The organism is Streptomyces sp. NPDC052016, assembly GCF_044548445.1.
In the GTDB taxonomy this organism is placed as follows: Bacteria; Actinomycetota; Actinomycetes; order Streptomycetales; family Streptomycetaceae; genus Streptomyces.
The window spans coordinates 126909-150419 of the sequence record NZ_JBIUBX010000018.1 but is presented as its reverse complement, the minus strand read 5'-3'; the positions used below and the strand labels follow the sequence as shown (position 1 = coordinate 150419).

The 23511-nt window shown below is 67.8% G+C and carries 25 protein-coding genes and 1 pseudogene; 10 read left to right on the top strand and 16 right to left on the bottom strand.

Annotated features, from left to right (window positions below; all coding sequences use genetic code 11):
* Positions 1-226 precede the first annotated feature (226 nt).
* The 4 genes from ACIHAR_RS23250 to ACIHAR_RS23235 form a co-directional block, all read right to left on the bottom strand.
* On the bottom strand, positions 227-673 hold the full coding sequence (locus ACIHAR_RS23250) for an SsgA family sporulation/cell division regulator (RefSeq protein WP_365471433.1): 447 nt from the start codon (positions 671-673) through the stop codon (positions 227-229).
* A 98-nt stretch (positions 674-771) separates the two neighbouring features.
* Positions 772-1635: an IclR family transcriptional regulator gene (locus tag ACIHAR_RS23245; RefSeq protein ID WP_400021483.1), complete on the bottom strand. Its 864-nt coding sequence runs from the start codon at positions 1633-1635 to the stop codon at positions 772-774.
* 193 nt (positions 1636-1828) lie between these two features.
* The gene (locus ACIHAR_RS23240; protein ID WP_333931721.1) at positions 1829-2041 is read right to left on the bottom strand and encodes a DUF5326 family protein; all 213 of its coding nucleotides are present in this window, start codon (positions 2039-2041) and stop codon (positions 1829-1831) included.
* Between the two features lie 184 nt (positions 2042-2225).
* Positions 2226-2543 carry a cupin domain-containing protein gene (locus tag ACIHAR_RS23235; RefSeq protein WP_365471438.1) on the bottom strand — a complete coding sequence of 106 codons (318 nt, stop codon included), beginning with the start codon at positions 2541-2543 and terminating at the stop codon, positions 2226-2228.
* Between the two features lie 48 nt (positions 2544-2591).
* On the opposite strand from ACIHAR_RS23235, the gene ACIHAR_RS23230 reads away from it, so the two are divergent.
* The 5 genes from ACIHAR_RS23230 to ACIHAR_RS23210 all read left to right on the top strand — a co-directional run bounded on the left by ACIHAR_RS23230 (position 2592) and on the right by ACIHAR_RS23210 (position 6320).
* Complete coding sequence (locus tag ACIHAR_RS23230; protein WP_365471441.1) at positions 2592-2969, top strand: phage holin family protein; 378 nt, start codon at positions 2592-2594, stop codon at positions 2967-2969.
* Between the two features lie 7 nt (positions 2970-2976).
* The gene (locus tag ACIHAR_RS23225; RefSeq protein WP_400021480.1) at positions 2977-3468 is read left to right on the top strand and encodes a low molecular weight protein-tyrosine-phosphatase; all 492 of its coding nucleotides are present in this window, start codon (positions 2977-2979) and stop codon (positions 3466-3468) included.
* A complete protein-coding gene (locus ACIHAR_RS23220) occupies positions 3465-4616 on the top strand; it encodes a cystathionine gamma-lyase (RefSeq protein WP_400021478.1) in 1152 nt (383 codons plus the stop codon). The genes ACIHAR_RS23225 and ACIHAR_RS23220 overlap by 4 nt, the downstream gene beginning before the upstream one ends.
* Positions 4617-4843: 227 nt before the next feature.
* Entirely contained in the window at positions 4844-5749 is a 906-nt protein-coding gene (locus tag ACIHAR_RS23215; RefSeq protein ID WP_400021476.1) for a LysR family transcriptional regulator, read from the top strand.
* 88 nt (positions 5750-5837) lie between these two features.
* Positions 5838-6320, top strand: a complete 483-nt coding sequence (locus ACIHAR_RS23210) for an NUDIX hydrolase (protein ID WP_365471453.1) — start codon at positions 5838-5840, stop codon at positions 6318-6320.
* A 16-nt stretch (positions 6321-6336) separates the two neighbouring features.
* Here the strand turns inward: ACIHAR_RS23210 and ACIHAR_RS23205 are convergent, their stop codons facing one another.
* Positions 6337-7815 (bottom strand): globin domain-containing protein, encoded by a 1479-nt coding sequence (locus tag ACIHAR_RS23205; RefSeq protein WP_400021473.1) that lies wholly within the window; start codon positions 7813-7815, stop codon positions 6337-6339.
* A gap of 437 nt (positions 7816-8252) precedes the next feature.
* Positions 8253-8690: pseudogene (locus ACIHAR_RS23200) on the bottom strand (hydrolase); the annotation flags it as partial.
* Positions 8691-8881: 191 nt separating this feature from the next.
* Here ACIHAR_RS23200 and ACIHAR_RS23195 point away from each other — a divergent pair.
* Complete coding sequence (locus ACIHAR_RS23195) at positions 8882-9748, top strand: GNAT family N-acetyltransferase (RefSeq protein WP_365471458.1); 867 nt, start codon at positions 8882-8884, stop codon at positions 9746-9748.
* 81 nt (positions 9749-9829) lie between these two features.
* On the opposite strand, the gene ACIHAR_RS23190 is transcribed toward ACIHAR_RS23195, so the two are convergent.
* Together ACIHAR_RS23190 and ACIHAR_RS23185 are read right to left on the bottom strand one after the other, a co-directional pair.
* Positions 9830-10252 carry a heme-binding protein gene (locus tag ACIHAR_RS23190; RefSeq protein ID WP_400021471.1) on the bottom strand — a complete coding sequence of 141 codons (423 nt, stop codon included), beginning with the start codon at positions 10250-10252 and terminating at the stop codon, positions 9830-9832.
* 168 nt (positions 10253-10420) lie between these two features.
* Complete coding sequence (locus ACIHAR_RS23185) at positions 10421-11629, bottom strand: MFS transporter (RefSeq protein ID WP_400021469.1); 1209 nt, start codon at positions 11627-11629, stop codon at positions 10421-10423.
* A 145-nt stretch (positions 11630-11774) separates the two neighbouring features.
* Between ACIHAR_RS23185 and ACIHAR_RS23180 the strand changes: the two genes are divergently transcribed.
* Positions 11775-12239: a MarR family winged helix-turn-helix transcriptional regulator gene (locus ACIHAR_RS23180; RefSeq protein WP_400021467.1), complete on the top strand. Its 465-nt coding sequence runs from the start codon at positions 11775-11777 to the stop codon at positions 12237-12239.
* Positions 12240-12248: 9 nt separating this feature from the next.
* Positions 12249-12701, top strand: coding sequence for a GNAT family N-acetyltransferase (locus ACIHAR_RS23175; RefSeq protein ID WP_400021464.1), 453 nt, complete (start codon positions 12249-12251; stop codon positions 12699-12701).
* 82 nt (positions 12702-12783) lie between these two features.
* Here the strand turns inward: ACIHAR_RS23175 and ACIHAR_RS23170 are convergent, their stop codons facing one another.
* On the bottom strand, positions 12784-14169 hold the full coding sequence (locus tag ACIHAR_RS23170) for a serine hydrolase domain-containing protein (RefSeq protein WP_400021462.1): 1386 nt from the start codon (positions 14167-14169) through the stop codon (positions 12784-12786).
* 184 nt (positions 14170-14353) lie between these two features.
* Here ACIHAR_RS23170 and ACIHAR_RS23165 point away from each other — a divergent pair, with 184 nt between their 5' ends.
* Both ACIHAR_RS23165 and ACIHAR_RS23160 read left to right on the top strand, forming a co-directional pair.
* Positions 14354-15157, top strand: a complete 804-nt coding sequence (locus ACIHAR_RS23165) for a DUF6193 family natural product biosynthesis protein (RefSeq protein WP_400021460.1) — start codon at positions 14354-14356, stop codon at positions 15155-15157.
* Between the two features lie 44 nt (positions 15158-15201).
* Positions 15202-15456, top strand: coding sequence for a hypothetical protein (locus ACIHAR_RS23160; protein ID WP_400021458.1), 255 nt, complete (start codon positions 15202-15204; stop codon positions 15454-15456).
* Between the two features lie 494 nt (positions 15457-15950).
* Here the strand turns inward: ACIHAR_RS23160 and ACIHAR_RS23155 are convergent, their stop codons facing one another.
* The 7 genes from ACIHAR_RS23155 to ACIHAR_RS23125 are packed head-to-tail and all read right to left on the bottom strand — an operon-like array spanning position 15951 to position 23402.
* Positions 15951-16361: a hypothetical protein gene (locus ACIHAR_RS23155; protein ID WP_400021456.1), complete on the bottom strand. Its 411-nt coding sequence runs from the start codon at positions 16359-16361 to the stop codon at positions 15951-15953.
* Between the two features lie 41 nt (positions 16362-16402).
* Positions 16403-16705, bottom strand: a complete 303-nt coding sequence (locus tag ACIHAR_RS23150) for a hypothetical protein (RefSeq protein ID WP_400021543.1) — start codon at positions 16703-16705, stop codon at positions 16403-16405.
* Positions 16706-16742: 37 nt separating this feature from the next.
* The gene (locus ACIHAR_RS23145; RefSeq protein ID WP_400021454.1) at positions 16743-19409 is read right to left on the bottom strand and encodes a TniQ family protein; all 2667 of its coding nucleotides are present in this window, start codon (positions 19407-19409) and stop codon (positions 16743-16745) included.
* On the bottom strand, positions 19406-19867 hold the full coding sequence (locus ACIHAR_RS23140; protein WP_400021452.1) for a hypothetical protein: 462 nt from the start codon (positions 19865-19867) through the stop codon (positions 19406-19408). The genes ACIHAR_RS23145 and ACIHAR_RS23140 overlap by 4 nt, the downstream gene beginning before the upstream one ends.
* 18 nt (positions 19868-19885) lie before the next feature.
* Positions 19886-20524 carry an ATP-binding protein gene (locus tag ACIHAR_RS23135; RefSeq protein ID WP_400021450.1) on the bottom strand — a complete coding sequence of 213 codons (639 nt, stop codon included), beginning with the start codon at positions 20522-20524 and terminating at the stop codon, positions 19886-19888.
* A complete protein-coding gene (locus tag ACIHAR_RS23130) occupies positions 20521-22650 on the bottom strand; it encodes a helix-turn-helix domain-containing protein (protein WP_400021447.1) in 2130 nt (709 codons plus the stop codon). The genes ACIHAR_RS23135 and ACIHAR_RS23130 overlap by 4 nt, the downstream gene beginning before the upstream one ends.
* Positions 22647-23402, bottom strand: coding sequence for a TnsA-like heteromeric transposase endonuclease subunit (locus ACIHAR_RS23125; RefSeq protein ID WP_400021445.1), 756 nt, complete (start codon positions 23400-23402; stop codon positions 22647-22649). Before ACIHAR_RS23125 ends, ACIHAR_RS23130 begins: the two co-directional genes overlap by 4 nt.
* Positions 23403-23511: the final 109 nt, after the last annotated feature.

Sequence of the window (23511 nt, the reverse complement as noted above, 5' to 3'; positions counted from 1 at the left end):
AGCCGATTCCCAAGGCCGCCTGTACGCCCGGCCCCGCACGTTTCTCACGCCCTCGGCGCAAGCGCCCGAGGATGCCTCCACCCCAGCGCCTGACGGCTTTGCCGTCCGGTCCCCACCGCTCCATGAAAGTTCCGGTGTCCCACCGCTCAGCAGCAGCGCAGAAGCGTTCCTGCAAACCCCCCGCCCGCCGCTGAAGCGTTACGCCACCGTTCTCACGGCGCAGCGCTCAGCCGGCGCTCTGTTCCTCCGCGAGAATCCGGTCCAGGGCCTCGTCGAGATGGGCGTCGAAGTCGGCGAGCGCGCCCTCCTGCCCCAGCGGCACCAGCTTGTCGGTGCGGTCGAGGAAGGCCACCAACGGAGCCGCCGACGAGCGGAACACCGCCTGGTCGGCCCCCACCTGGAGTCGGATCAGCACCTCGCTCAGGGAGTCCGGATTCACCGGCGAGACCCGCACATCGCCCTCCCCGCACGGTCTGCCCACCCCGTCGATGAGCAGCTCACGCCCGAACGCCCAGGTCACCGGAGCATCACCGGGAAGATGGAAAGTGAGCCGTACGGCGTAGGGGTCGCAGGTCTCGTATCCCAGCTCCACCGGGATGCGGAAGGACAGCTCCTCCGAGACGAGAAAGCTCATCATGACCTCTGCCTGTACTGCTTGTACGGACTCGCGCATCGCTAACCCCGTCATGGCCGTCGACTGGCTGGGAATGAACCCCTGATATTGCAAGGCATCTTGCTGAACGTACACAACAGATCACAAGGAGTGAGTTTTCAGATACTGATAGAGATCGCGAGGGATCCCAGCATCCGTCCGACCTCGTCCTGCAACTGCCGTGCCGCCGCGAACAGCCGGTCTGCCTGGTGGGCGGGCAGGGAGATGGCCATGGTGGCCGCGGTCGTGCCCAAGGTGATCGGGATCGCGGCGCACACCGTGCCCAGCGCGTACTCCTGCCGTTCGACGACCGTCTCCATCCGCCGTACGCGTGACAGCCGCCGCATCAGAGTGTGGTCGTCACGGACGGTGTACGGAGTGATGGACTGCACCGGATAGCGGTCCAGATGATCGCGGCGGGACTGCTCGTCGAGCTGGGACAGCAGGCACTGGCCGATGGCGTGTGCGTGTCCCGTCTCGCGGAAGTCGGCCCACTCCTCGACCGCCGGATTGCCCGGGGTGTCGGAGACGCACATGACCTCGATCTCGCCCTCGCGGTACACGGCGTAGTACACCGGAACACCGATCGAATCGCGCCACTGGGCGAGGGTGTCGACGACCGTGCTGCGACGTTTCTGCGCCGCTCCGCTGCTGCCCAGCCGCTCGGCCGCCTCCCCCAGGAAGAACAATCCCTTCTCCCGGCGGAGATAGCCCTCGTGCACGAGGGTGCGCAGCAGGTGGTACGCCGTGGGGAGCGCGAGTCCGGTCTCGCGGGCCAGTTGCTTGGCCGGAGCCCCGTACGGGTGCTCGGCGACCGTCTCCAGCAGGCGCATCGCACGTTGCACGGAACCGATGAGCGTCGTCCCTGACTGCCGCTGCTCGGGGACGCCACCGCCCTGCGGCCGCTGGAGCGGGGGCGCGGTGGAACATGGCCGGGTGGGGGGTGCGTACGGTTTCGCTGATGCGGTGTCAGCCGTGGCCAAGGGTCACTCCCGAAGCGCGAAAGGGCGGCCCGTGCGGAGAAACACGGGAGGGGGTACGCCGCTCGCGGGTTGTCCCCGCGTCGGGCTCCGGACTTTAATCGTCCGCCACCGCTCACGGACGGGCCGTGCGGGAAACTTCCCCCGGCCGAGGGAACCGGCGATTCCTGTTACCGCTCGCCCGTTTCCCGGACGCTCACCAGTCGCTGCGAGAGGAGGAACTCGACGTGAACTTCCGTACGACGTAGATCAGTCCGCCGACCAGCGCCACGAAGACCAGCAGCTTGAACAGCAGACCGATCACGAAGCCGACGACACTGGCTATCAGGCCGCCGAACACGACCAGGGCGATGACCGGCACCGCCACCCACTTCACCCACCACGGCAGTCCCGCAAAGATCTCTCGCATCGCCCTCGTCCTCAGTCTCGTCCAGTTCGATGTCCGGCACCGCTGACGGGCCGGATCCTTTCGATGTCCTGCCGTCGATGCTAGGTCCGCGAAGTGTGCTCACGGGGGCCTCGCACCCCTTGTCCTCCCCTGACCGATCCCCTAGGGAACCCGGAGGCGTCACATGGGCTCCGGGCGGAGACGATCAGCCCTCGGGTGGCGAGAACATCACCAGGACCCGCAGATCCTCGCTGATGTGGTGGAACTTGTGGGCGACCCCGGCCGGCACGTACACCACGCTGCCGCGCGCCACCTGCGTGGTCTCCATGCCGACGGTGAGGGAGGCCCGCCCGCTCACGACGAAGTACACCTCGTCCTGGTTGTGCGGTTTCTGTGGATCATGCTCCCCGGCATTGAGCGCGTACAGCCCGACCGACATGTTCCGCTCGTGCAGGAACTGCAGGTACGCGCCGTCGTTGGCGGCCCGCTCCGCCTCCAGTTCGTCCAGCCGGAATGCTTTCATCGCCCTCGTCCACGCTCGTAACCGATCTCTTCTGCCACGATCAGACACATGAAGAATTTCGTAGTCAAGACGATCGCCAACGCGGGCGCCCTGGCGGTCGCCGTCTGGCTGCTCGACAAGATCACTCTGACCGGTGACAGCACCGGTAAGAAGATCGGCACCCTGATATTGGTCGCGCTTCTCTTCGGCTTGGTCAACTTCCTGGTCAAGCCGATCGTGAAGGTGCTGACCTTCCCGCTCTTCATCCTCACGCTCGGCCTGATCACACTGGTCGTGAACGCGCTGATGCTCCTGCTCACGTCCTGGCTGGCGGACACGCTCGACCTGAGCTTCCACGTCGAGGGCTTCTGGACCGCGGTCCTGGGCGGCCTGATCATCTCCGTCGTCTCCTGGGCGCTCAACGTCGTCCTGCCCGACAAGGACTGAGCCCGTCATGACCTACCGCGTCTGCTTCGTCTGCACCGGCAACATCTGCCGCTCCCCGATGGCCGAGTCGGTCTTCCGCGCGCGGGTGGCCGAGGCCGGACTCGCCGGCCTGGTCGAGATCGACAGCGCCGGCACGGGCGACTGGCACGTCGGCGAGGGAGCCGACCCGCGCACCGTCTCCGTCCTGGAGCAGAACGGCTACGCCGTCGCGCACACGGCCCGCATGTTCGAGCGGTCCTGGTTCGACCGTCTCGACCTGGTGATCGCCCTGGACGCCGGCCACCTCAGGGCCCTGCGCCGCCTCGCCCCCACCGACGAGGACGCCCGCAAGCTGCGCCTGCTGCGCGCCTTCGACACGGCCGCCGGCGACGACCTCGACGTCCCCGACCCCTACTACGGTGCCCGCGGCGGCTTCGAGGAGTGCCTTGAGATGGTGGAGAGGGCGAGCGAGGGTCTGCTCGCCGCGGTACGTGAGGACGTGGAAGGACGAGTGGCATGAACGATTCCCCCAGGGCCGGTGACCTCCCCGCGGGCGAGGGCACGCGCGCGGTGCGGGCCGGCTTGCCCGAGCCGGTGAAGTACGAGCCGACGCTGCCGGGTCCGGTGTTCGCCGCCCACTTCCACCTCCCGGGCGAGCCCACCGGCCCGTACACCTACGGTCGCGACGAGAACCCGACCTGGACGCACCTCGAGCACGCCATCGGGGAGCTGGAGGCGCCCGGGGAGGACGGCGTCGAGACGCTGGTGTTCGCCTCGGGCATGGCCGCGATCTCGTCCGTGCTCTTCTCCCATTTGCGCGCCGGGGACGCCGTCGTCCTGCCCAGCGACGGCTACCAGGCGCTGCCTCTGGCCCGCGCCCAGCTGGAGGCGTACGGGATCGAGGTGCGCACCGCACCGACCGGTGACGACGCCCAGCTCGGCGTCCTCGACGACGCGAAGCTGCTGTGGATCGAGTCGCCGTCGAACCCCGGGCTCGACGTGTGCGACATCCGGCGGCTCGTCGAGGCGGCGCATGCGCGTGGCGCCCTGGTGGCCGTCGACAACACGCTCGCGACGCCGCTCGGGCAGCGCCCGCTGGCGCTCGGCGCCGACTTCTCGGTGGCCAGCGGCACCAAGCAGCTCACCGGCCACGGCGACGTGCTCCTCGGTTACGTCACCGGACGCGCGGGCGAGCCGATGACGGCCGTACGACGCTGGCGCAAGATCGTCGGAGCGATCCCGGGGCCGATGGAAGCCTGGATCGCCCACCGGTCGATCGCCACGCTTCAGTTGCGTGTCGACCGGCAGAGCGCCACCGCACTGGCCGTCGCCGAGGCGCTGCGGGGGAGGCCCGAGGTGACCGGGCTGCGGTATCCGGGGCTGCCCGACGATCCGTCGCACAAGGTGGCCTCGCAGCAGATGCGGCGCTACGGGTGCGTGGTCTCCTTCACCCTGCCCACGCGCGAGCGGGCCGAGCGTTTCCTGGAGGCGCTGCGCCTCGTGGACGACGCGACGAGCTTCGGTGGTGTGCGGTCGACGGCCGAGCGGCGCGGGCGCTGGGGCGGGGACGCGGTGCCGGAGGGCTTCATCCGCATGTCGGTCGGCGCCGAGGATGCCGAGGACCTGGTGGCGGACGTGGTGCGTGCGCTGGAGGAGTCGGCGCGGTGAACGGTTTACGGACGCCCCCGCGGTGTCCCGCTACGTACATCGGACGGTCCGAGCCTCCCCCCTCGTGGCTCGGACCGTCCGCGGTTCTGCGCGCGAAGAACCGCGCGAACCAGGCTAGTTGACTCTGTGTCAGTGTCCAATCACAGTAGCGACAGAGACCTATCGACTTATTTATAGTTGGGCCCTGCCTTGGGGGCCGGGAACGAGCGGGGGGAGGCGTGCGTTTCATGGATCTGGCCTTGCTGCGGACCTTCGTGACCGTGCACCGGGCCGGCTCCTTCACGCGTGCCGCCGCGCTGCTGGGTCTGTCGCAGCCGGCCGTGACCTCCCAGATACGCACTCTGGAACGACAACTGGGGCGACCCCTGTTCCTCCGCCAGGCCCGCGGTGTCACGCCGACGACCATCGGCGACGAACTCGCCCACAAGGCCGCCCCGCACCTCGACGCACTGGTCGAGATCACCGAGACCGGCCTCGACGACGAGTCCTCCGTACGGACCCTGCATCTCGCCGGGCCCCCCGAGTTCACCGCCGAGCGGGCTCTGCCCGCGCTCACCGAGCTGACCGGCGACGACGGGCAGGGGCTGTCGTTGCGCGCCTCCTTCGGAACCGCCGAGGAGGTGCTGGAGGGGCTCGCCTCCGGCCACAACGACCTGGCCATCAGCACCGTCCGGCCACGCGGAGCCCTCCTCACCGCAACCCCTCTGTGCGACGAGGAGCACGTCCTGGTCGCCGCTCCGCGCCGGGTCGAACGAATCGTTGTACAGAAGCTGCGCCGCAAGGGGGCGGCGGCGCTGGAGAACCTCCCCGTGGTCGAGGTTCACGAGTCGCTGCCGTTCGTCTCCCGCTACTGGGCCTCCGTCTTCGACTCCCGCCCCGCCGCGTCGGGCACCGTGATCGTTCCGGATCTACGGGCAGTTCTCGCCTGTGCGATCGCGGGCGCCGGCCTGGCGGTTCTGCCCCGCTATCTGTGCTCTGCCGCCCTGGACCGCGGTGACGTCGTCGAACTGCACGAACCGGCGGTGCCGCCCCTGCGGACGTACGTCCTCGTCGTGCGCACCGGCACACTGGCGATGCCGCACATCGCCCGGGCCCACGAAAGGCTGCTCAGGGCGGCTGCCGACTGGTGCTGACCAGGCTCCTCCGGGACCTCACGTCCTGAGCTCGTCCGGTGACGTTTCGCGATGTTTCACGTGGAACCAGCCGGGCCACATTTCTCCCATGACCGTCCGACCCGTGGTCAAGCGCACCGCCCGCGCCGTTCTGCTGGACGGCGACGACTTGATCCTGATCAAGCGCACCAAGCCCGGCACGGATCCCTACTGGGTCACACCCGGGGGCGGGGTCGAGCCGGAGGACACGACCGTCGTCCACGCTCTCCATCGCGAGGTCTACGAGGAGCTCGGCGCCAAGATCACCGACGTGGTTCCCTGCTTCGTCGACACTGTCGAGCACATCGGCGAGGACGGGGGTGCGACCGGTGTGAAAGTGCAGCACTTCTTCGTCTGCCGTCTGGAGTCCATGGACCCGGGACTCCGGCACGGCCCCGAGGTCGACGAGCCTGTCGGCGAGTACGAGATCGTCCGGGTGCCCTTCACACGCGTCGGCATTGCCTCCGTCCACCTAGTGCCGCTGTCCCTGCGGCACTACCTCGACGGCAACATCGAGGGCGTACGCGCCATGCACGCGCCCGACCTGGGCTGATACCGGTGTCTTCCGCTCAGCTCCCGGCAGCTACGAGTTCCTCGACCGAGTCGTGGCGTATGCGCTCTGCCGGGATACCCGCGCCGCGCAGGGCGTCCACTCCCTTGCGGATCATGCCGGGCGGGCCGGAGACATAGGCGTCGTACTCGGTCCAGGGGCCGAAGGCGCGTATGGCGTCGGGGAGCTGGAGCAGGCCGTCGCGGTCGACCACCGGGCGGACCTCGAGCCAGGGGTGGGACTGCTGGAGTCCGCGCAGCGTGTCGATGTCGTACAGGTCGTGGTCGCTGCGGGCGCCGTAGAACACCTCGACCGGGCGGCGGGAGCCGTGCTCGGCGACGTCCTCGACCAGGGCCTTGATGGGCGCTATGCCGGTGCCGCCGCCCAGACAGAGCAGTCCGCTGGCGCGGGTGTGGTCGACGGTCATGGAGCCGGCAGGCGGCCCGAGCCGGACGACGTCACCGGGCCGGGCTCGATGGACCAGCGCGTTGGAGACCCAGCCCGCGGGGACCGCCTTCACGTGGATCGTCAGCAGCCCGTCGGAGCGGGGCGCGGAGGCGAAGGAGTAGTGCCGCCAGATCCGCGGCCACCAAGGCGTCTCAAGGCCCGCGTACTGCCCGGCGAGGAAGGGATAGGGATGATCGGGGCGCAGCGTGAGGACGGCGACGTCCGGGGTTCTCAGCTCGTGGGAGACGACCTCCGCGTACCACCAGGCAGGCGCACGCAGTTCGTCGACGGCCGCTGCGTCGATCATGACCTGGGAGATCGTCGTGTAGGCGCGGACCCAGGCCGCCTCCGTCTCGGCGTCCCACACGGACTCGGCGTACTTGCTCAGTGCCCCGATGAGGCACTCGCCGACGGCCGGGTAGTGCTCGGCGCGGGTTCCGTACTTGCGGTGGCCGCGACCGAGGCTCTGCAGGTAGTCGACGAGGACCGGGGTGTTGTCGATGTGCTCGACGGCGGTGAGCAGCGCCTTGAGCAGCCGGTCCCGCTGGGTGTCCATCGCGGGAGGGAAGAGCGACCGCAGGTCGGGGTGGCGAACGAAGAGCAGCGCGTAGAAGTACGAGGTGACCTTGTCGGCTACGGGCGCCACTTCTGCCATGGTCCGGCGGATGAGGACGGCGTCCGGGGAGGGGCTTCCGGTAGGGGCGGACCGTTGGCCGGGGACGCGGGGTTCGGCGCTGACGGGCGGCTGGAGGGGTGCGGCGGGCTTGTGCGACTGACCTCTAGCGGGTGTGGTGGGCTCGGACGGGGGGACGGATATGCGGGCGCCCGAATCGGCTGGGTGGGCGCTCGGGACGGCGGTCTGGTCCTGGGGTGGTTCACCGTCGGCTGTCGCTGTGCCCCTGCCCACGGGTCGCAGCGCGGCCAGGCGGCGTCCTTCGGAGGTCTCCTGCTCGCGGCCGGCAGCCGGCTCCGGCTGCTTGCGCGGCGTGAACCAACCGTCCCCGCCGCCGGACGTGCCGTTGTCGGCCGACCTGGTGGTCGGAGCGTCCATGGTGTGCCTCGCCTCGAACGTGTTTCGGTCGGTCTGCGCACTTCCACGATCGGAAGGTGCCTGCTTCCCCCGCAGACGGCTTGCTTTTCCGTTCCGCACCGCGACCGCATGCAGCCGCGGCCCACCCCGTAGTTTCTGCTGTGTACGGCCGCGTAAGGCGAGAGTGCGGCATGGGCCGCAGTCCTTTCACCGCACCGCAGCATCCCATCCTGTACGGACGCCCCGGCCGCATAACCGGAATCGCGGGTCTTCGATCTCTCCGTCCCGTTAGGCTGCTTTGCCCTGCTCTCGGCCCCGCACGGAATGTGTGCACCGCATCTGTCGTGCATCACGTCCCGGACACGAACCGGAGTCGACCATACCGGGCGCCGCCCGCCGCACAAGTCCCCCCTCGCCTTCCGAACAGCGGCCGCTTCGCGAACCGTGGAATCCTTCAATTACCGGGCTTGGCACACCAATTCATAGGCATCCCACAGATCCTTACCCACGCAGGAGTGGGTCGCGACACCTGACAGACGGCTGTCCGCATTGACCGCCACGGAAAAGGGACACCACGCCGAACAGGTCCATGTCCGAGAGGAAATCGCCGTAGGTGACGCAGTCGTCACGCGTCAGTCCGAACTCCGCGCACAGCCGGTCGGCAATCACCACCTTCGCGGCGGCGCTGAGCACTCCCGCCGGGTCGACGGGCTCGGTGAAAGGCACAGAGGCAAAGCGAGAACCGTGAGCGGCGTGCGCGCCCCACCAGGTCAGCCGCTCCACGAAGAACGAGGGCGAGAGCGATACGACCGCGCAGTACTCTCCCCGGCTCCTGATTTCCGCCAGCCCTCACGGACGCGCGCCAGCCAGGGGGCTGCCTCGAACGCAGCCGTCACAGCTAACGGGCACCCCACTTTCCGCACGGCGGCGGCGCAGCCTTCCAACGACGGGGGCTGGCCCACGTTTCACGTGAAACGTCGCCGGCCTCTGGGCACGCTCAGGAGTTGATCACGACATGGCCAAAAGCACGTACGTCTCCGGGGAAACAGGTGGACGTCGAGGGCACCGGTCGGACAGCCTGACCTGCGTGCCGATTCCTTCCCTCACTGCTCTCCCCATCCGCCGTCTGACGCACCGCGATCTCACCGCCTGCGCCGACTTGTCCGAGGACCGGGGGTGGCCGCGCGAGGAACACAAGTGGGGCCTGCTCCTCACCGCCGGGAAGGGGTACGGCATCGACGATCCCGACGGGGGTCTCGTCAGTGCCTGTGTCGTCACCGAGTACGGCCCGCAGGACCGGCCCGTTCTGGCAGCCGTCGGCATGGTGCTGGTCGCCGAGCGGCACGCCCGCCAGGGCGTCGGCCGACGCCTGATGCAGCACGTCGTCACCATGATGGGCACCACCCCACTGACCCTGCACTCGACGCCGAACGGTCGTCCGCTGTACGAGGAGCTGGGATTCAAGGCCACGGGCCGGGCCGAGATGGTGGTCGGGCAGTTCGTACCCGAGGGACCGGGGTCCCGCGTCGTCACTCGTGCGGCCACCGCCGAGGACCTCACCGCGATCCTGCGGCTCGACGAGGAGGTGTTCGGCGCCGACCGCACTCATGTGCTCGCGCGCCTGCCCGCCTTCGCCGACCAGGTGCGGGTCGCCGAGGACAACGGCCGGATCGTCGGCTACGCGGCTGCCTGGCCCAACATGGACACCCATGTGGTGGGCCCTCTGATCGCCCGCGACACAGAGACCGCCAAGGCGCTGCTCGCCTCGCTCGCCGCCCACACCGACCGCCCCCTGCGCACGGACATCGACGTCCGCCACGAGGAACTGCTGGCGTGGGTGAAGGCCCGGGGCCTGGAGTCCGTCGCCTTCAACGCCGTCATGACCTACGGCATCCCGCAGCTGCCGGGCGAATGGAGCCGCCGGTTCGCTCCGCTCACGGTGGCGGCCGGCTGAGTCCCGCGGGATCGACGACGCCGGCTCCCTCCGTCGTTCGGGAACCGGCGTCCTTCGTGGGTGCTCCAGGGGCAGCCGCCGTCAGGCGAGTGCCTCCACGGCGGCCGTGGCGAAGCCGTGGTCCTGCTCGGGGGCACCGCCGCCGACCCCGATCGCGCCGATGAGGCGGCCGTCACGGTGGATCGGCACACCGCCCGCGATGAACAGCAACGGCCGGTCGAGCGCGGTGGGCAGGGTGTGGAAGAGCCCGCCGGGCTGGACGGCCTCGACGAGGTCGGCGGTGGGCGTGTTCAGCTGCAGCGCCGTGTAGGCCTTGCGGGTGCTCGTCTCGCCGGAGATCAGCACGGCACGGTCGTCCCGTCGGAAGGCCAGGAGATGGCCGCCCGCGTCCAGGACGGTGACGCTGACCGTGACCCCGGCGGCCTCGGCGGCACGGTGAGCGGTCGTGACGAGGACTTCGGCGTCGTGGATGGTCAGCGGAGCGACGGCGGTGGTGGTGCTCATGAGGGGTAGTTCTCCTTGTGGTGTTGCTGAGGTTGGTACGGTCGGGGGCTTGATACGGCCGGGGGACGTACGGTCCGCCGGTTCGTACGGTCGGAGGTTTTGGTGCGGCCGGGGGACGACCCGTCCGCCGGGGCGGCCCTGGCCCGACGGACGGTTGACCGTCGCGGCTCAGTGGTGGACGACCGCCGGCCGCTCGGCGGGCCTGCCCTCAGCGACGACGGCGCTGGCAGCGCTGTCGCGGCGCTCCAGCGCGGCCGAGACGAAGGCGAGCACCAGGGCGGCCGCGGCGAGGACGGCGCCCACCCAGTTCGGGGCGGTGTAGCCGAGACCGGCGGCGATGACGAGGCCGCCGAGCCAGGCGGACAGGGCGTTACCGAGGTTGAAGGCGCCGATGTTGACCGCCGAGGCGAGTGTCGGGGCGCCGTGCGCCTGGTCGAGCACGCGCTTCTGCAGCGGCGGGACGGTGGCGAAGCCGAGAGCGCCGATCAGGGCGATCGTGACGGCGGCGAGCACCTTGTTGTGGGCGGTCAGCGTGAAGAGCGCCAGGACGACCGCCAGGGCGCCCAGAGAGACGTACAGCATGGGCATCAGGGCACGGTCGGCGTACTTGCCGCCGACGAGGTTGCCGCCGACCATGCCGAGTCCGAAGAGGACCAGCAGCCAAGTGACGGAACCGTCGGCGAAACCGGTCACGTGGGTCATCATCGGCGCGATGTAGGTGATGGCCGCGAAGACCCCGCCGAAGCCCAGGACCGTCATCGCCATGGCGAGCAGGACCTGGGCGTTCTTGAACGCGGCCAGCTCGTGACGCAGGCGTACGCCCTGCGGCCGGGGCATCTCCGGGACCAGCTTGGCGATGCCCGCAAGGCCGACGACACCGAGTGCGGCGACGATGCCGAAGGTGACGCGCCAGCCGACGCTCTGGCCGACGAGGGTGCCCAGCGGGACGCCGACGACGTTGGCGACGGTGAGACCGGTGAACATCATCGCGATGGCGCCGGCTTTCTTGTCCGGCGCGACGAGGTCGGCCGCGACGACGGAGCCGATACCGAAGAAGGCGCCGTGCGCGAGCGAGGCGACCACACGGCCGACCAGCATGACGCCGAAGGTCGGGGCGGCGGCGGAGAGCAGATTGCCGACGATGAACAGACCCATCAGCAGCATCAGCATCCGCTTGCGGGACACCTTGGTGCCGAGGACGGTCATCAGCGGGGCGCCGAACATGACGCCGAGCGCGTAGCCGGTCACCAGGAACCCGGCCGTGGGGATGGAGACCCCGAAGTCGCCCGCGACCTCGGGCAGCAAGCCCATGATCACGAACTCGGTCGTTCCGATTCCGAAGGCCCCGATCGCGAGGGCCACAAGCGCGAGAGGCATGAGGGGGTGCACCTTCCAGACGATTGCAGGAGCGCTTTGCGTGCGTCCACAATAGTTGCAGACGCTGGCTATATGCAACAGCGGGCTATTGCGGTCCTGCTCTATCCTTAATGCAGCCGCTCCGGCACGGAGGAGGAAGACACCCATGACTGCGACGGACCCCGCGCTCACCGCCCTCGCTCAGGGCTGGTGCGCCCTCTCCCTGCTGCACGGGAGGATCGAGGCCCACATCGAGCGCGCACTGCAGGCCCGGCACGATCTGAGCGTGCGCGAGTACTCCTTGCTCGACGTCCTCAGTCGTCAGCACGACGGTGACGGGGGGCATCTGCAGATGAAGCAGGTCGCCGACGCTGTCGTCCTCAGCCAGAGCGCCACCACCCGGCTGGTCACCCGGCTCGAGGACCGGGGGCTGCTGGAGCGCTACCTGTGCCCCACCGACCGCCGTGGCATCTACACCAACGTCACGGACGCCGGCCTCAAGCTGCTCGAGGAGGCCCGTCCGACCAACGACGCTGCACTGCGCGAGGCCCTCGACGAGGCGGCGAGGAATCCGGAGCTGGCCCCGCTGGTGCGGGTCGTGGAGTCACTCAAGGCGCCCGCCGCCGCTTAGTCTGCGGCCATGGGAGATCTTGAAATTCGTGCCGCCGTCGCCGAGGACGTCCCCGCGATCGTCGAGATGCTCGCTGACGACCCGCTGGGCGCCCAACGTGAGTCGCCGGACGACCTCAGCCCGTACCTGACCGCCCTGGGGCGGCTCAGTGCCGACCCGAACCAGCGCCTGGTGGTCGCCGTACGGGACGGACGGGTCGTGGGCACCCTCCAACTCACGCTCGTGCCCGGCCTGTCCCGGCGCGGGGCGACCAGGTCGATCATCGAGGGCGTACGCGTCCACGCCGACGAGCGTGGCAGTGGCCTGGGCACACGGTTCATCGAGTGGGCGATCGACGAGTCCCGGCGCGCCGGCTGCCAGCTGGTGCAGCTGACCTCCGACAACACGCGTACCGACGCCCACCGGTTCTACGAGCGGCTGGGCTTCGTGGCCTCCCACGTCGGCTTCAAGCTCCAACTCTGAGACAAGCACGGGAACCGGCACCCACAGGTGTGGCCATGTTCCACGTGAAACATGGCCACACCTCTTGTGGACCCAACGTCGACTAGCCGATACCCCGCCATCCCGCAGGGTCCACGCCACCGGGAACATCGGCTGCTTCGTCGTACGGCCGGCGCGTGAACACGAAGGAGCCGAGGTCGAGATGGTCCACGGTGCCGTCCGGACGTCGTACGGCGCGCAGGATCTCCCCGGCGAAATAGCCCTCCAGGCCGGTCCAGGTGCCATCGCCGTTCGACCGGAAGCGCGAGCGTCGACCGTCCCCGGACAGCGGTCCGAGGGAGAGAAACTCGTCGGCTGTGACGCGCAGAGCGAAGGAGTTGGTGCCCCAGTACCACTGGCCCGCCAACTCCAGAACGGAGTGGTCGACCTCCCGCAGCGGCCGCCACGGCGCGGGAATGCGCGGCTCGGCCTCGGCCACGATGCGTACGAGATCCGCGGCCGCCTGGGACACCATCGGTCCGGAGGTGCAGTTGGCGAGCACCACTGCGGCGACGTCGTCGGCCACGCTGAGTGTGAGGCTCGCCAAGAAGCCCGGTACCGAACCGGAATGACCGACCAGCAGCCGGCCGCCCTGGTTCTCGATCCGCAGGCCGAGCCCATAGCTACCACCGTCCCCCAGCTCCGTGAGCTCGGCGGGCGCCGCGGGCGTCCTCATCTCCCGAAGGGTGGCCGCACTCAGCACCCGGTCGTCCCCGCGGGTCAGGAAGGCGGTGAACCGCGCCAGATCGCCGGTTGTCGACCAGAGTTGCCCCGCAGCCGCCATCCGCCCGTAATCCTCGGTGGGCTCGGGCAGCATCGCGTCCGCCCACGGGTGCACGGCCCAGCCGACCGCATGGGGATGCCGTGGTCGTGTGCTCGTGCGGTTCAGACCCAGGGGTTCGAGCACTTCACGCCGTAGCACCCCGTCCCAGGGCGCGCCGCGGAGTGTCTCGACGAGGGCGCCGAGGAGGCTGTAGCCGGGGTTGGAGTAATGGAATCGACGGCCGGCCGGGTGCAGGAGGGGCTGCTCGCCGAGGACGTCGGCGAGCTCGGGACGCATCTCACCTGGTGTCCGCTCCCACCACGGTCCGGGCGATTCGGCCGCCAGCCCTCCGGTGTGCGACAGGAGTTGGCCCACCGTGGCCTCCCCCGCACCGGTGCCCGGCAGATGCTTCTCCAGAGGGTCATCGAGGTCGAGGGCGCCCTCGTCACGCAGCCGCAGCACGAGAACGGCGGTGAACGTCTTGGTGATCGAGCCGATCCGGTACTGCACCTGCTCGTCCTGCGCATGTCCGTCGATCGAGGCCCGTGCGCCGTGCCACACGGTCCGCCCGTCCCGTACGACGGCGGCGGCCAGCGACGGTGCCCGCCCTTCGCTCTGGGCCACGGCGATCCGGTGCAGCAGCGCACGCCGTGTGCCGGGTAGCAACTCTTCCTGAACTGTCGTCATGGCCACAGTCCACCCCCGCACACGCCAGGCGTCGAGCACATTTCGCCCAGGGTGTAGGTTCTCTCGACTCATGTCATGACGCAGCCCGCTGACCTGGTGCTCTGCGACCTGTCTCACCGTGTGGCATGGAAGATCCGTCTCACGAGGGTGGCCATTTCCTCAGCGCAGACGGCAGACTCCGGCGGTGACCTCGAACTCCCCGCGCCCCGCTCGACACGAACCAACTCCCGCCGACCCTGATCTCTATCCGGATCTTGCGGCTGCCGGCAGTCTGGCCGCGGCACTGGAACTGGCCGCTGCCGAGCAGGGGCTCGACCTGGATGCGGTGCTGAGCAACGATTCGGACCCGCTGCGGACAGCCAGCGTCACCAGCACAGCCCCTGACCGGGAACCTTGCTGGATCTTCATCGGGTCGGAGAGCCGCTGGTTCAACATCAATGGCCTGCATCAAGGCGTTCAACTGCTCTCGGGCTCAACCTCCGATCTGAAAGAGCTGGCCCGGGCCGCAGCAGGTTGGCGAAACGGGGCCCGGCTTCGCGAGATCCAGAAGGCTGCGCCCTTCATCAAGGTGAGCGAGCTGACCGAAGCACATGAACGCGGTCCAGCCGAAGCGGTCACCGTGCAGTGGCGGCTCCTCTTGGAGGATTTGCGCCAGGAAGCGCACCGGCTCGACCTCGCCCGCCAGACACTGGCGCTCGCCGAGATGGCGTCGGCCGAACCGAAGCTGCGGCAGTTGTATCCGTTCACCAGCCACTGGTCACTTCACTTCACGACCTGCACCGGGTTCCCGTACTCATGGGACGTGCCGTTCGTCGATCCGCTGAGCGACGGCCGATATCGCGTTTGCGGTCCCTCCCGGGGGACAGTGATAGGCGAGGCAGACACGGCTGAGCACGCCATCGCCTTGCTGATAGACGGTCTGCCGGCCGACTGCGGTCCAGCTGTCGCTGGCACCGCCAACGATCTGCGCAATCAGCAACTGGGCTGATCAGGTCCGTCCGGGAACCGCCCGCCCTTTGTCTGGATCCATTCGTGAATGCTCTCGATGGCGTCGCGGAGATCCTGGAGGGTCTGGAGATCACGATGCTGTTGTCGGACCTGGCCGGTTGCCACGTCCCCGTACTCAAGTTCAGCTTCACCGCTGCTCCAGACGATGAGCACGGCGATGTGGTAATCCCTTTCGAGCGTCATCCAGGTGCTGGTCTTGGTTCGGCCATCCGCGGGCGACTGCTGGACGTCATCCCGCAGAGCTGCAAGCGTTCCTCGTGCTCGGCGAACCACGCCTGAAGCCTCTGCGGCAGCTCGACCGAAACCCGCCGACCTTCTCCGGTTGGTCTCATGGCTGAGCGATGAATCCTGCGGATCGGTCGAGCTGAAAAGGAGAACCGGCCCGGGTTGGATCCCAGCCTTGCTCTCGGGCTTCTCGAATGCTGGCAACAACGTGAGCTGGACGAATGGGTTCTGCCTCGACGCCCACCCAGTTACTGGGATGGGCCTGGCCGCTGGTAACGATCAAGGTCGTCCCCGACTGGCTGCCGTTGGCCGCCTCGACCGCGTAGGTCATCGGTGTCCAGCAGAGTCCCTGCATGTAGGAGGGCTTCCTCCGGATCCGCCAGCAGTACTCGATCCCGTCAACAGTTATGCGCCGGGACCCCTTCTTGTTCAGCGCCACCATTCCCCCTCTTCGGTCGGACTGTAGCGCCCTGCAACTGGACTGTCCCGCAGATATTCCTGGGTGTGGCGGCCTCGCTGTCTCAGCCCAAGTCCGGGTGCCCCATATCTCAGGGCCGTGGCATTTCTTCAGGACCGGTATCAGCAGCCCTCCACTCCGCCCACTCGCGCACGGTCACGGCATGCTCTATGCGGCTGACGATGTCCTTCTTGGACGCCGTGTCCAAGGTCTCCGGGATCTTGTCGAAGGTGTCGGGCAGGACGTCGAGGAGACCCCAGATCTGTTCGCCGGTGCTGACGGTCAGCAGCTGCTGGCACCTCCACTGCAGCGGCACCTCGGGACGGTGCGTGAGCCGCTGCACGAGCGTGGGAAACAGGTAGTGCGTCGCCTCTGCGGCGAGGTGTTCCTGGAGCCAGTCGACCGGTAGGCGTTGGCTGAACCCGTGCATGGCGGCCTCCTGGGCCAGGTCCAGGAGCTGAGCGGTGTCAACGGCTCGAACAGATGGAAGGGTCGGGGTCATGCCGAGATGATGCCAAGAAGCCTTGCGCGGGGGCCGAGAGGTCAGCTGGGCTGGGACGCGATCTGCCAACGGGCAGTACTCCAGACTTCCTCGAACTCCTCGGAGGTGAGTTGTTCGGGGTCGTGGCCTTCCCATTCCGAGACGGGCAGCTCGGCTGTGATCCCGAACCTGCTGTCGTACTCATTGAGGCGGCCTGCTTCGTGGGCCTGCTGCCATTCGTCGAGGGAGGCGGCTGCGACCGGTGCCAGCTCAGGCCCTTGGAGTTCGACCTGTCGGGTCACCCAGCCATCGGCGTCGACCTCGAAGTAGAACCAGACGTCTTCCTCGTCCCAGTAGCAGCGCATCCATGTGGTCACTGGCCCATGATGAGGGCTTCGGGTTTCAGGAGGTCACCCCTGGTCGTGTCATGTTCTCCGCGAGGGTTCCCCGGGCGGCAGTGGCGACCTTCTGGCCGAAGGGCGTCAGTTTCATGGGGTGTCCGCGCTCAGCACGCTCAAGTAGGTGCTGTCCAAGGTCTTTCTCAAGCCGCTGGATCTGCTTGATGAGTGCCGCAGGAGTGACGCCGCGGGCTCGTGCGGCTTCGTGGAGCGTGGGGTAGTGAACTGCTGCTGCGAAGCGTTCCAGTCGCTGCCATGCGTAGGGGCTGGTGAGAGCCTTGCGCAGGATCGCCGGCGTGCGAGCTGCTTGTTCGGCCAAGCGAAGGGCGGAGTTGTGGCTCGCTCCGCCGCGGGTCCTGATCGGGATGTGGTGCCTGTGTGCCCATCGCTCCATGTTTGCGCGGCTCATGCCTCTCTCCCGAGCAAGATCAGTGAGAGTCCGGCGGCGAACGACGTACTGCTCGTGTAGCCAGTCGCGCTCAATGGTCCCTCGCCGCGTGTAGTCCTGCGGTCCATCACGCAGCGGGATGCCGTACTCATGTGTGAGCGAGGTCAGGACCCTGCGGGAGATGCCTGTAAGTTCTGCAATCCGGGCAAGTGAGAGATGTTTTCGCAGGTAGAAGCGGACGAAGTCGCTTCTCGGGAGCCGTTGTCGAGCCGCGTGACGAACTCGGCCTGTTGATCTCGCGGCGGCCTCGGTCATCGCAGCGGCAGGAGCGGGGTTCTCCTCGAGTAGACCTCGGACCACGGGGATGCTGGTTCCAAGGGTCTGAGCTGTCCGTCGAACGGGATGCTTGCCCTGACGGATCAGACAGTGCAGGTGAGGGATGTCGATGGAAGTGGGGTCAGGGCCGGGCAGGTCGAGTCCATCGAGTAGGTGAGCGGGTGGCTGCCAGACGACCGGCTCGTTCCGGACGTGTTGAGCAAGGAGGAACGCGCGGGCCTCGTCGTTCAGCGCTTTGGCAAGCTCGGGTGTCAGGAAGACGGGAAATCGTGCGGCCTCGACGCGGAAGTGCGCTTCTTCGTCCTCGTCGAACCCTGGGGACGCTTGAGCTGGCAGGCCGCTGATTCGTTGAAACAGACGGCGCCGGACGACCCACTCGCGCCTTCCGTTTCCGGGCTGCGTGCCGGTGGACCGGCAGATCTCCAGCCAGCGCTTGTGCGGCAGCAGGCAGGTGTAGTCCAAGCGGCGGCGCCTGGAGTAGTCGATGGGAACGTCGTGCGCGTCGAGATAGTCGGCCAGTCTGATCAAGGCGGTCTGAATGTCAGGCCAGTGCGGGTCCAGGCCCAGCTTGTGCAGGATGCGGCCGACGGCGGGGCCGTCGGTATGGGAGCCGAGGAGTCCGGTGGCAGCGTCGAGCCGGATCCAGCTATTGATCACCAACAGTGAGGTGGACAAGGTCATAGGAAGGACGTTGTGGAAGCCCTCCGGTGAGGAAGTGAACCGCACGGCCCAGGATGGCCAGAGCATGCTGGGGATCTTCCGGGCCCGCTGGCCACCTGCCCGGCTTGCGGTGCTGGGACGGCTGGGCAGGGCTGTGATCGTGCGGAACCGGAGCTGTTCCAGGGGCTTGAAGGACGGGGCGAGCGCGGCTAGGTGCACGGCCTTGAGAACAGGGCTCAGGCCGCGCCCCCAGCTGTCGATGCTGGTGGCAGTGACTTGGTGAAGATCCGGATGCATTGCCAACAGCAGTTCGCGCATGGCGCTCCCGCTGCGGTGGATGTCGCGGTGAGCGAGGACACTCAACGTGAGCGTCACGGCAACCGCAGTGCTCACTGCTCGCGCTGGCGACATGTAGCCGGGGCGGGCTGTGGCTCGGTGTGCGAGATGGCAGCCGGGCTCGGGGACGAGGTGCCGTTCGGCGAGGTCCGGCGGGGCCAGCTCGACGAGGGAGTGTGGAGGCAGGGCTGCCAGGATGCGGCCGCTGATGGCACGGATGTCATTCAGGGCGGTTCGTGCTGGCTGCGGGTGTGCCGCATAAGGGCCGAACGACGCGGTTCCGGTATCGATGATCCTTAGCAACCGGTCCTGAGCGAGCAGGGCCGGATGCCCTTCCGGCAGGCGGAAAGTAGGGGCTTGGGTCAGATCGAAGCCGCAGCCGGCCGATGGAGGGCCGTCCGTGCGGGTAGGCGGGTTTCCGCAGAACCCTGGTCGGGGGACGACCTTGCCGGAGCGGGGCTGAAGTCTCTGGATGCGTCCGCAGCTCGGACAGCAGTCCGCCAGGAGGCAGCGGTGGGTGGGACAGGCGAAGGTCCAGCCCAGGCGCCAGGTTAGCTGCCAGCGGCCGCTGGATGCGGCCAGGCAGTCTGGACAGAAGCGGGAGCCGGCGCGGCCCCAGAGCCTTCCGCGTTTGACGTGCAGGCCGTCGGCGGTGATGTGTAGGGCCCGGCCGTCGTAGTGGGCCAGCGTCATGCTCGTGACCGTTTCCGGGGCCAGTCCGCTCGCGCGGGCGACGGCTGCGGCTTCTGGGGCAGACAGCGCGATCGTCCAGTCTGGAGGGATGCTCCGGACGCGTTCACTAGAGCCACTCCGGGAGGGAAATCCGAGATGCCGCTGAATCTCGCCCAAGGTGGTGTGATGGCGAACCGCCGATGTCTCCAGCCAGGAGTCGAATGCCTCGCCGGGAAGGGGCTCCACCCGCAGCGGGAGGGTTCGAATGCCCGGTCTCATGCAGCCTTCCGTCGGTTGGCGCCGGGTCGGCTGATCAACTTCCCTCGCTCCAGCGCGGTTTCGAGCTCTCTGCGGGCGGCCTCAGACGCCTCGTCGTTCCTCACCCGGTCGAGCAGGTCACGGTCGAGGCGTTCGGTGCCGCTGCGGATGGCTCGCTGGCAGCCGCGGTTGATCAGGGTCATCAGCGAGCCGATATGGCCGGTGCTGCGGGCAAAGAGGTAGTCGGACAGGTCGTCCGCGAGCATGCCGGGGTGTTTGTCGGAAAGGATGATGCGCTGTTCGATAGCTAGGAGCATCTGCCGCCATTCGCGGCGACCGTTCTCTTTGGTGATCGTGAAGGGCGGCATGTCCAGTCGCGTGGTTCGGCGGCCCGTCTGAGCCAGGGTTGTGTCGCCGATTTCGCCTTCGCTGAACAGTCCCTTCTCAGCGAGTCCGACCCCGACTTTCAGCAAGGTCACGGGGAACTCGTTGGCGATTCACTTGAGATGGTTGCTGACCTCGATGCCGCTGGTCTTGCGCCATTTCAGAAAGTGCAGGTCATCCAGCACCAGCAGACGGACTTCACAGGACAACACGCAGTCCAGAGCCTGCTGGCCAAGCTGGGCTGTGGTGCCGCGGTGGCGGCCAGGGTGCCCGAAGAACTCCAGCAGGGCTCGATTCAGGTCCTTCATGCCGGTGTTGCCGGTGAGCCCGACCCGGCAGACCGGCCATCGCTCATTGCCCTGCGCGGTGAACTCGCATTGCTCGGCAATCTCTCTGCGGTGGAATTCCCGGGCGAACGCGAGGACCAAGGTGGTTTTACCCAAACCCGGAAAGGCATCGACGGCCACGGCGCCCTTGGCTTTGTCGCCGTCCTGCAGGTTGCTGTCGACGATGTCCCACAAATCTTCGTGCAATGCGGCAAGTTGCGGAGTCTTGATCGGTCCGAGGTTGGCATGCCATTCGCGTCGCCGACGGTTGTATTCAGTTCTCGCCTCGGGACTGAGCTTCTTCAGCTCGGCGCGTGTCAGCAGCTCTGGTTGGCTTCGGCGTGGGGCATCGGCGAACGCTTTGAAGTCCTCCTTCCGGGATAGTGCCAGGTTGCCCGTGCTCGGCAGGCTGGTGGTGCCGGTCACGCATCCTCCAGGGCGTCGGCGTAGAAGTCGTCCTCGTCAGCCAGGTCTTCCAGGTCGGCTTCGTCGTCATCGCCCGTTTCGGCCGCCTCGGCCGCCTCCGGCTCTCCGCGGGGAGAGGCCATCTCCTCGCCCAGGGCCTTGCGGACGGAAGGCAGCGAGATGACCTGTTCATCGGTGTCGGGCAGTTCGATGGCGGCCTGTTCACGCGAGAGCCGCAGGGCGATGCGCCGCTCGGCCAGCGTCGTGCCCAGTCCGAGGTTCCAGCGTTCCAGCAGGTCGGCGACGGCGAGCCGGTCGTCGGGGTAGCGGTATCTCGCGGCGGCCAGCTTTCGGGCGAAGATCAGAGCGTCCTCGCTCAGCGGCATTCCAGCCGCAGGTGCGTGCTCCCAGACCAGGGCATGCCAGCGGCGGTCCGGAGCCCGGAAGTAGATCCGGGTGATGTCGTCGGGGTCGACCTGGAATGGTGAGCCGTTCTTGACCGGTCCGTCGTACGGACTCCGGACATTACTGAGGCCCTTGAGACCGGGCCCGTTGTAGCGGCGGCGATCGATCTCGACGCCGTAGTGCTGGATCGTGCGCCATTCAGTCTTCAGGAACTCGTAGGCGAGGTTCGGGTCCCGAGGTGCTTCGATGTAGCCGGCCCGGGCCATGCCATGCTCGAACATCTTCGCCGGGGACATCCGCAGCCCGGGCAACCCAGGGTCGACCAGACTTGCGTGAGGCCGGTGGTGGTAAACCACCGCGACCCACTCCCGGATGATCGCCTCCAGCTCGTGCAGGAAGAAGAACGCGTCGTCCTCCGGGTGTTCGCCCCGGGAATGGATGTCTGGCCCCTTGTAGCCGGGCAGCACTTGCAGCAGCCCCTCGCGCAGGGTGCGAAAGAACCTTTCCACGGGTCCTTTGTCCCGGCCTGTCCGCAGCCTCGCGGGCTGGATGGAGATACCCATTCTCCGGCAGACGCTGGTCAGATGCTCGGAGTCGTAGGGCTTGCCGTGATCGATGACCACAGTCTCCGGAACCAGGACAGGGCCCGAAGCGCCGGCTCCTTCGGCGACAGCCGTGTCGACCAGGACGGTCCGCGGGATGCCGTGCTCAGGCCAGACCGCGTAGCGCGGCCAGTCTCGCCCCGCTGGCGGTGGGCGGAACGACTGGTAGAGCACCGCAGCAACGTCCACCGCCTTCGTCGACACCGGGGTGAGGCGGATCCCGGTGATGCAGCGGGTGTACCAGTCCATGCCGACACTCAGCTCGGCCTGCACCCATCGCAGCGTGAACGGGTCGAAGGCGAACACGTCCAGCCTGGTGGAGTCCATCAGCAAGTACTCGCCCGGCCTGGTTGGCCGCAGCTTGCCGTAGGGCCCGTCCGGCCGGTCGGCGATGTCCCGGTTTCGCTTCGTACTCAGCCGGAACAGCGGATGTTGGTCCTCCAGTTCCTCGAGGAGCCGGAAGGCCGTGGCCCGACTGGGCTGCGGCACGGCGTCCGGACCGAACCGCGCGATCACACGGGCCCGGGTCCGTTCGATCACCATCGTGCGGGACGGCTTCGACTCTCGTGTGTGTTCGACCATTACCTCCCTGGCCGTCTCCACCCACCGGTCGTCCACCTTGGCGGCCCGCCCCCGTGCTGGCCGTCCGGCGGCCGCCAGACCCGCCTCGCCGCCGCGGCGGTAGTCCCGCACCCACCGCTCGATGGTGCGAACGGTGACGCCGATTTCAGCCGCCTTACTCGCGTAACGATCACCAAGCGAGACATCAGGCAGGTAATCCGGCCTCGGCTCCCCACCCGCCGCCAGCTCGGGCGTTCCCGACCGGTAGCCCGTAAGGACCTCACGGATGTGGGCTGCCCGCTCTCGTACTCCGTCTTGCTCGGACTCCGACTGCTGACTCAGCACGACACCGGCGATGTCTTCGTCATCGTCACTGGACGGCCCCGAACCCTCCGGGATCACGCGGGCTCGGTCAGACAGCAGCAGTTCCTTCACACCCAGCCGAATCAACTTGCCCCGGCCGTCCTTGAGTACCGCCTCGTTGCCGTTCGAGGTGATCGCCAACTCGATCACCTCAACGGTCTCACCGTCATAGCGGAACCGGGTGCCGACGCCCACGCGGGTTCCGGCCCAGCTCACTGCGGGACCTTCAGGACATGGCGGCTGCTGATCGGTGTGCTCAGGTCAGTGACGACCTCTCCGACCCAGAGAAGATGCAGGGCCGCGGAACGGAGCTCCTCCCGTTCCCGCTCCGGAAGCCGTTCACCCAGCTCACCAAGTGCCCGCCCGTCCAAGCCCATGGCCCGGACCTCATCAAGCAAGGCTCTATTGAAGAGCCAGTCACGTCGATACCCGGCAAGGAACCGTACGTTCTCCAGTTCTGCCGGAGGCGGCTCACTCCAGACGACGTACTGCCATCCCCGCCTTTCCACCACCCGCCGGGTCCAGGCGAAGGTGAATGCCACCTCTGGCTTGGTCACCCGATGCATCGGCTTGACGTCCACAACGACCGGACCGTCTCCGGTGATCAGCAAGTAGTCAGGGATATGCCTGCGAATCTTCCCCTCGACGTCAGCTTTGAGTAGGAACGGCTGTGCCTGGATGCGGCGAACAGACGGGGCGAAGTCATCGAGCAGCAGCCGGGCCAGTTCAAGACGCGACTCGTAGATCACATGGTCGCGCATGGTGGAGGACCAGTACGTACCCGAGTAGTGCTTCTGGCCCTTGTACCAACGGAAGGTTCTCCACGGAGTCACCGCCGCCAACGTGGCACTACCGGTGCTCTCCCACGGTTCGTCTTCGACCACCTGGTCCGGCGTACGGAAGCTCACCACGGCAGACTCAACTGACACCAGCCACCCCCGCCCCTGCAGCAGGCTCGATGCGATCAAGCACTGGATGACAGCCTGGAGCAGACAGCCGGGCTCCCTCCAGAAAAGCCGGAGGCACTCACACGTTCGAGCGAAACACGGTCCGGGCTCTAGCCAAGTCTCACGGTGA

Excerpts from the sequence above, each read along its gene's own strand:
- ACIHAR_RS23250 (WP_365471433.1), bottom strand. The coding sequence starts at position 673 with ATGCGCGAGTCCGTACAAGCAGTACAGGCAGAGGTCATGATGAGCTTT.
- ACIHAR_RS23240 (WP_333931721.1), bottom strand. The coding sequence starts at position 2,041 with ATGCGAGAGATCTTTGCGGGACTGCCGTGGTGGGTGAAGTGGGTGGCG.
- ACIHAR_RS23235 (WP_365471438.1), bottom strand. The coding sequence starts at position 2,543 with ATGAAAGCATTCCGGCTGGACGAACTGGAGGCGGAGCGGGCCGCCAAC.
- ACIHAR_RS23230 (WP_365471441.1), top strand. The coding sequence starts at position 2,592 with ATGAAGAATTTCGTAGTCAAGACGATCGCCAACGCGGGCGCCCTGGCG.
- ACIHAR_RS23225 (WP_400021480.1), top strand. The coding sequence starts at position 2,977 with ATGACCTACCGCGTCTGCTTCGTCTGCACCGGCAACATCTGCCGCTCC.
- ACIHAR_RS23220 (WP_400021478.1), top strand. The coding sequence starts at position 3,465 with ATGAACGATTCCCCCAGGGCCGGTGACCTCCCCGCGGGCGAGGGCACG.
- ACIHAR_RS23215 (WP_400021476.1), top strand. The coding sequence starts at position 4,844 with ATGGATCTGGCCTTGCTGCGGACCTTCGTGACCGTGCACCGGGCCGGC.
- ACIHAR_RS23210 (WP_365471453.1), top strand. The coding sequence starts at position 5,838 with ATGACCGTCCGACCCGTGGTCAAGCGCACCGCCCGCGCCGTTCTGCTG.
- ACIHAR_RS23205 (WP_400021473.1), bottom strand. The coding sequence starts at position 7,815 with ATGGACGCTCCGACCACCAGGTCGGCCGACAACGGCACGTCCGGCGGC.
- ACIHAR_RS23190 (WP_400021471.1), bottom strand. The coding sequence starts at position 10,252 with ATGAGCACCACCACCGCCGTCGCTCCGCTGACCATCCACGACGCCGAA.
- ACIHAR_RS23185 (WP_400021469.1), bottom strand. The coding sequence starts at position 11,629 with ATGCCTCTCGCGCTTGTGGCCCTCGCGATCGGGGCCTTCGGAATCGGA.
- ACIHAR_RS23180 (WP_400021467.1), top strand. The coding sequence starts at position 11,775 with ATGACTGCGACGGACCCCGCGCTCACCGCCCTCGCTCAGGGCTGGTGC.
- ACIHAR_RS23175 (WP_400021464.1), top strand. The coding sequence starts at position 12,249 with ATGGGAGATCTTGAAATTCGTGCCGCCGTCGCCGAGGACGTCCCCGCG.
- ACIHAR_RS23170 (WP_400021462.1), bottom strand. The coding sequence starts at position 14,169 with ATGACGACAGTTCAGGAAGAGTTGCTACCCGGCACACGGCGTGCGCTG.
- ACIHAR_RS23155 (WP_400021456.1), bottom strand. The coding sequence starts at position 16,361 with ATGACCCCGACCCTTCCATCTGTTCGAGCCGTTGACACCGCTCAGCTC.
- ACIHAR_RS23150 (WP_400021543.1), bottom strand. The coding sequence starts at position 16,705 with ATGCGCTGCTACTGGGACGAGGAAGACGTCTGGTTCTACTTCGAGGTC.
- ACIHAR_RS23145 (WP_400021454.1), bottom strand. The coding sequence starts at position 19,409 with ATGAGACCGGGCATTCGAACCCTCCCGCTGCGGGTGGAGCCCCTTCCC.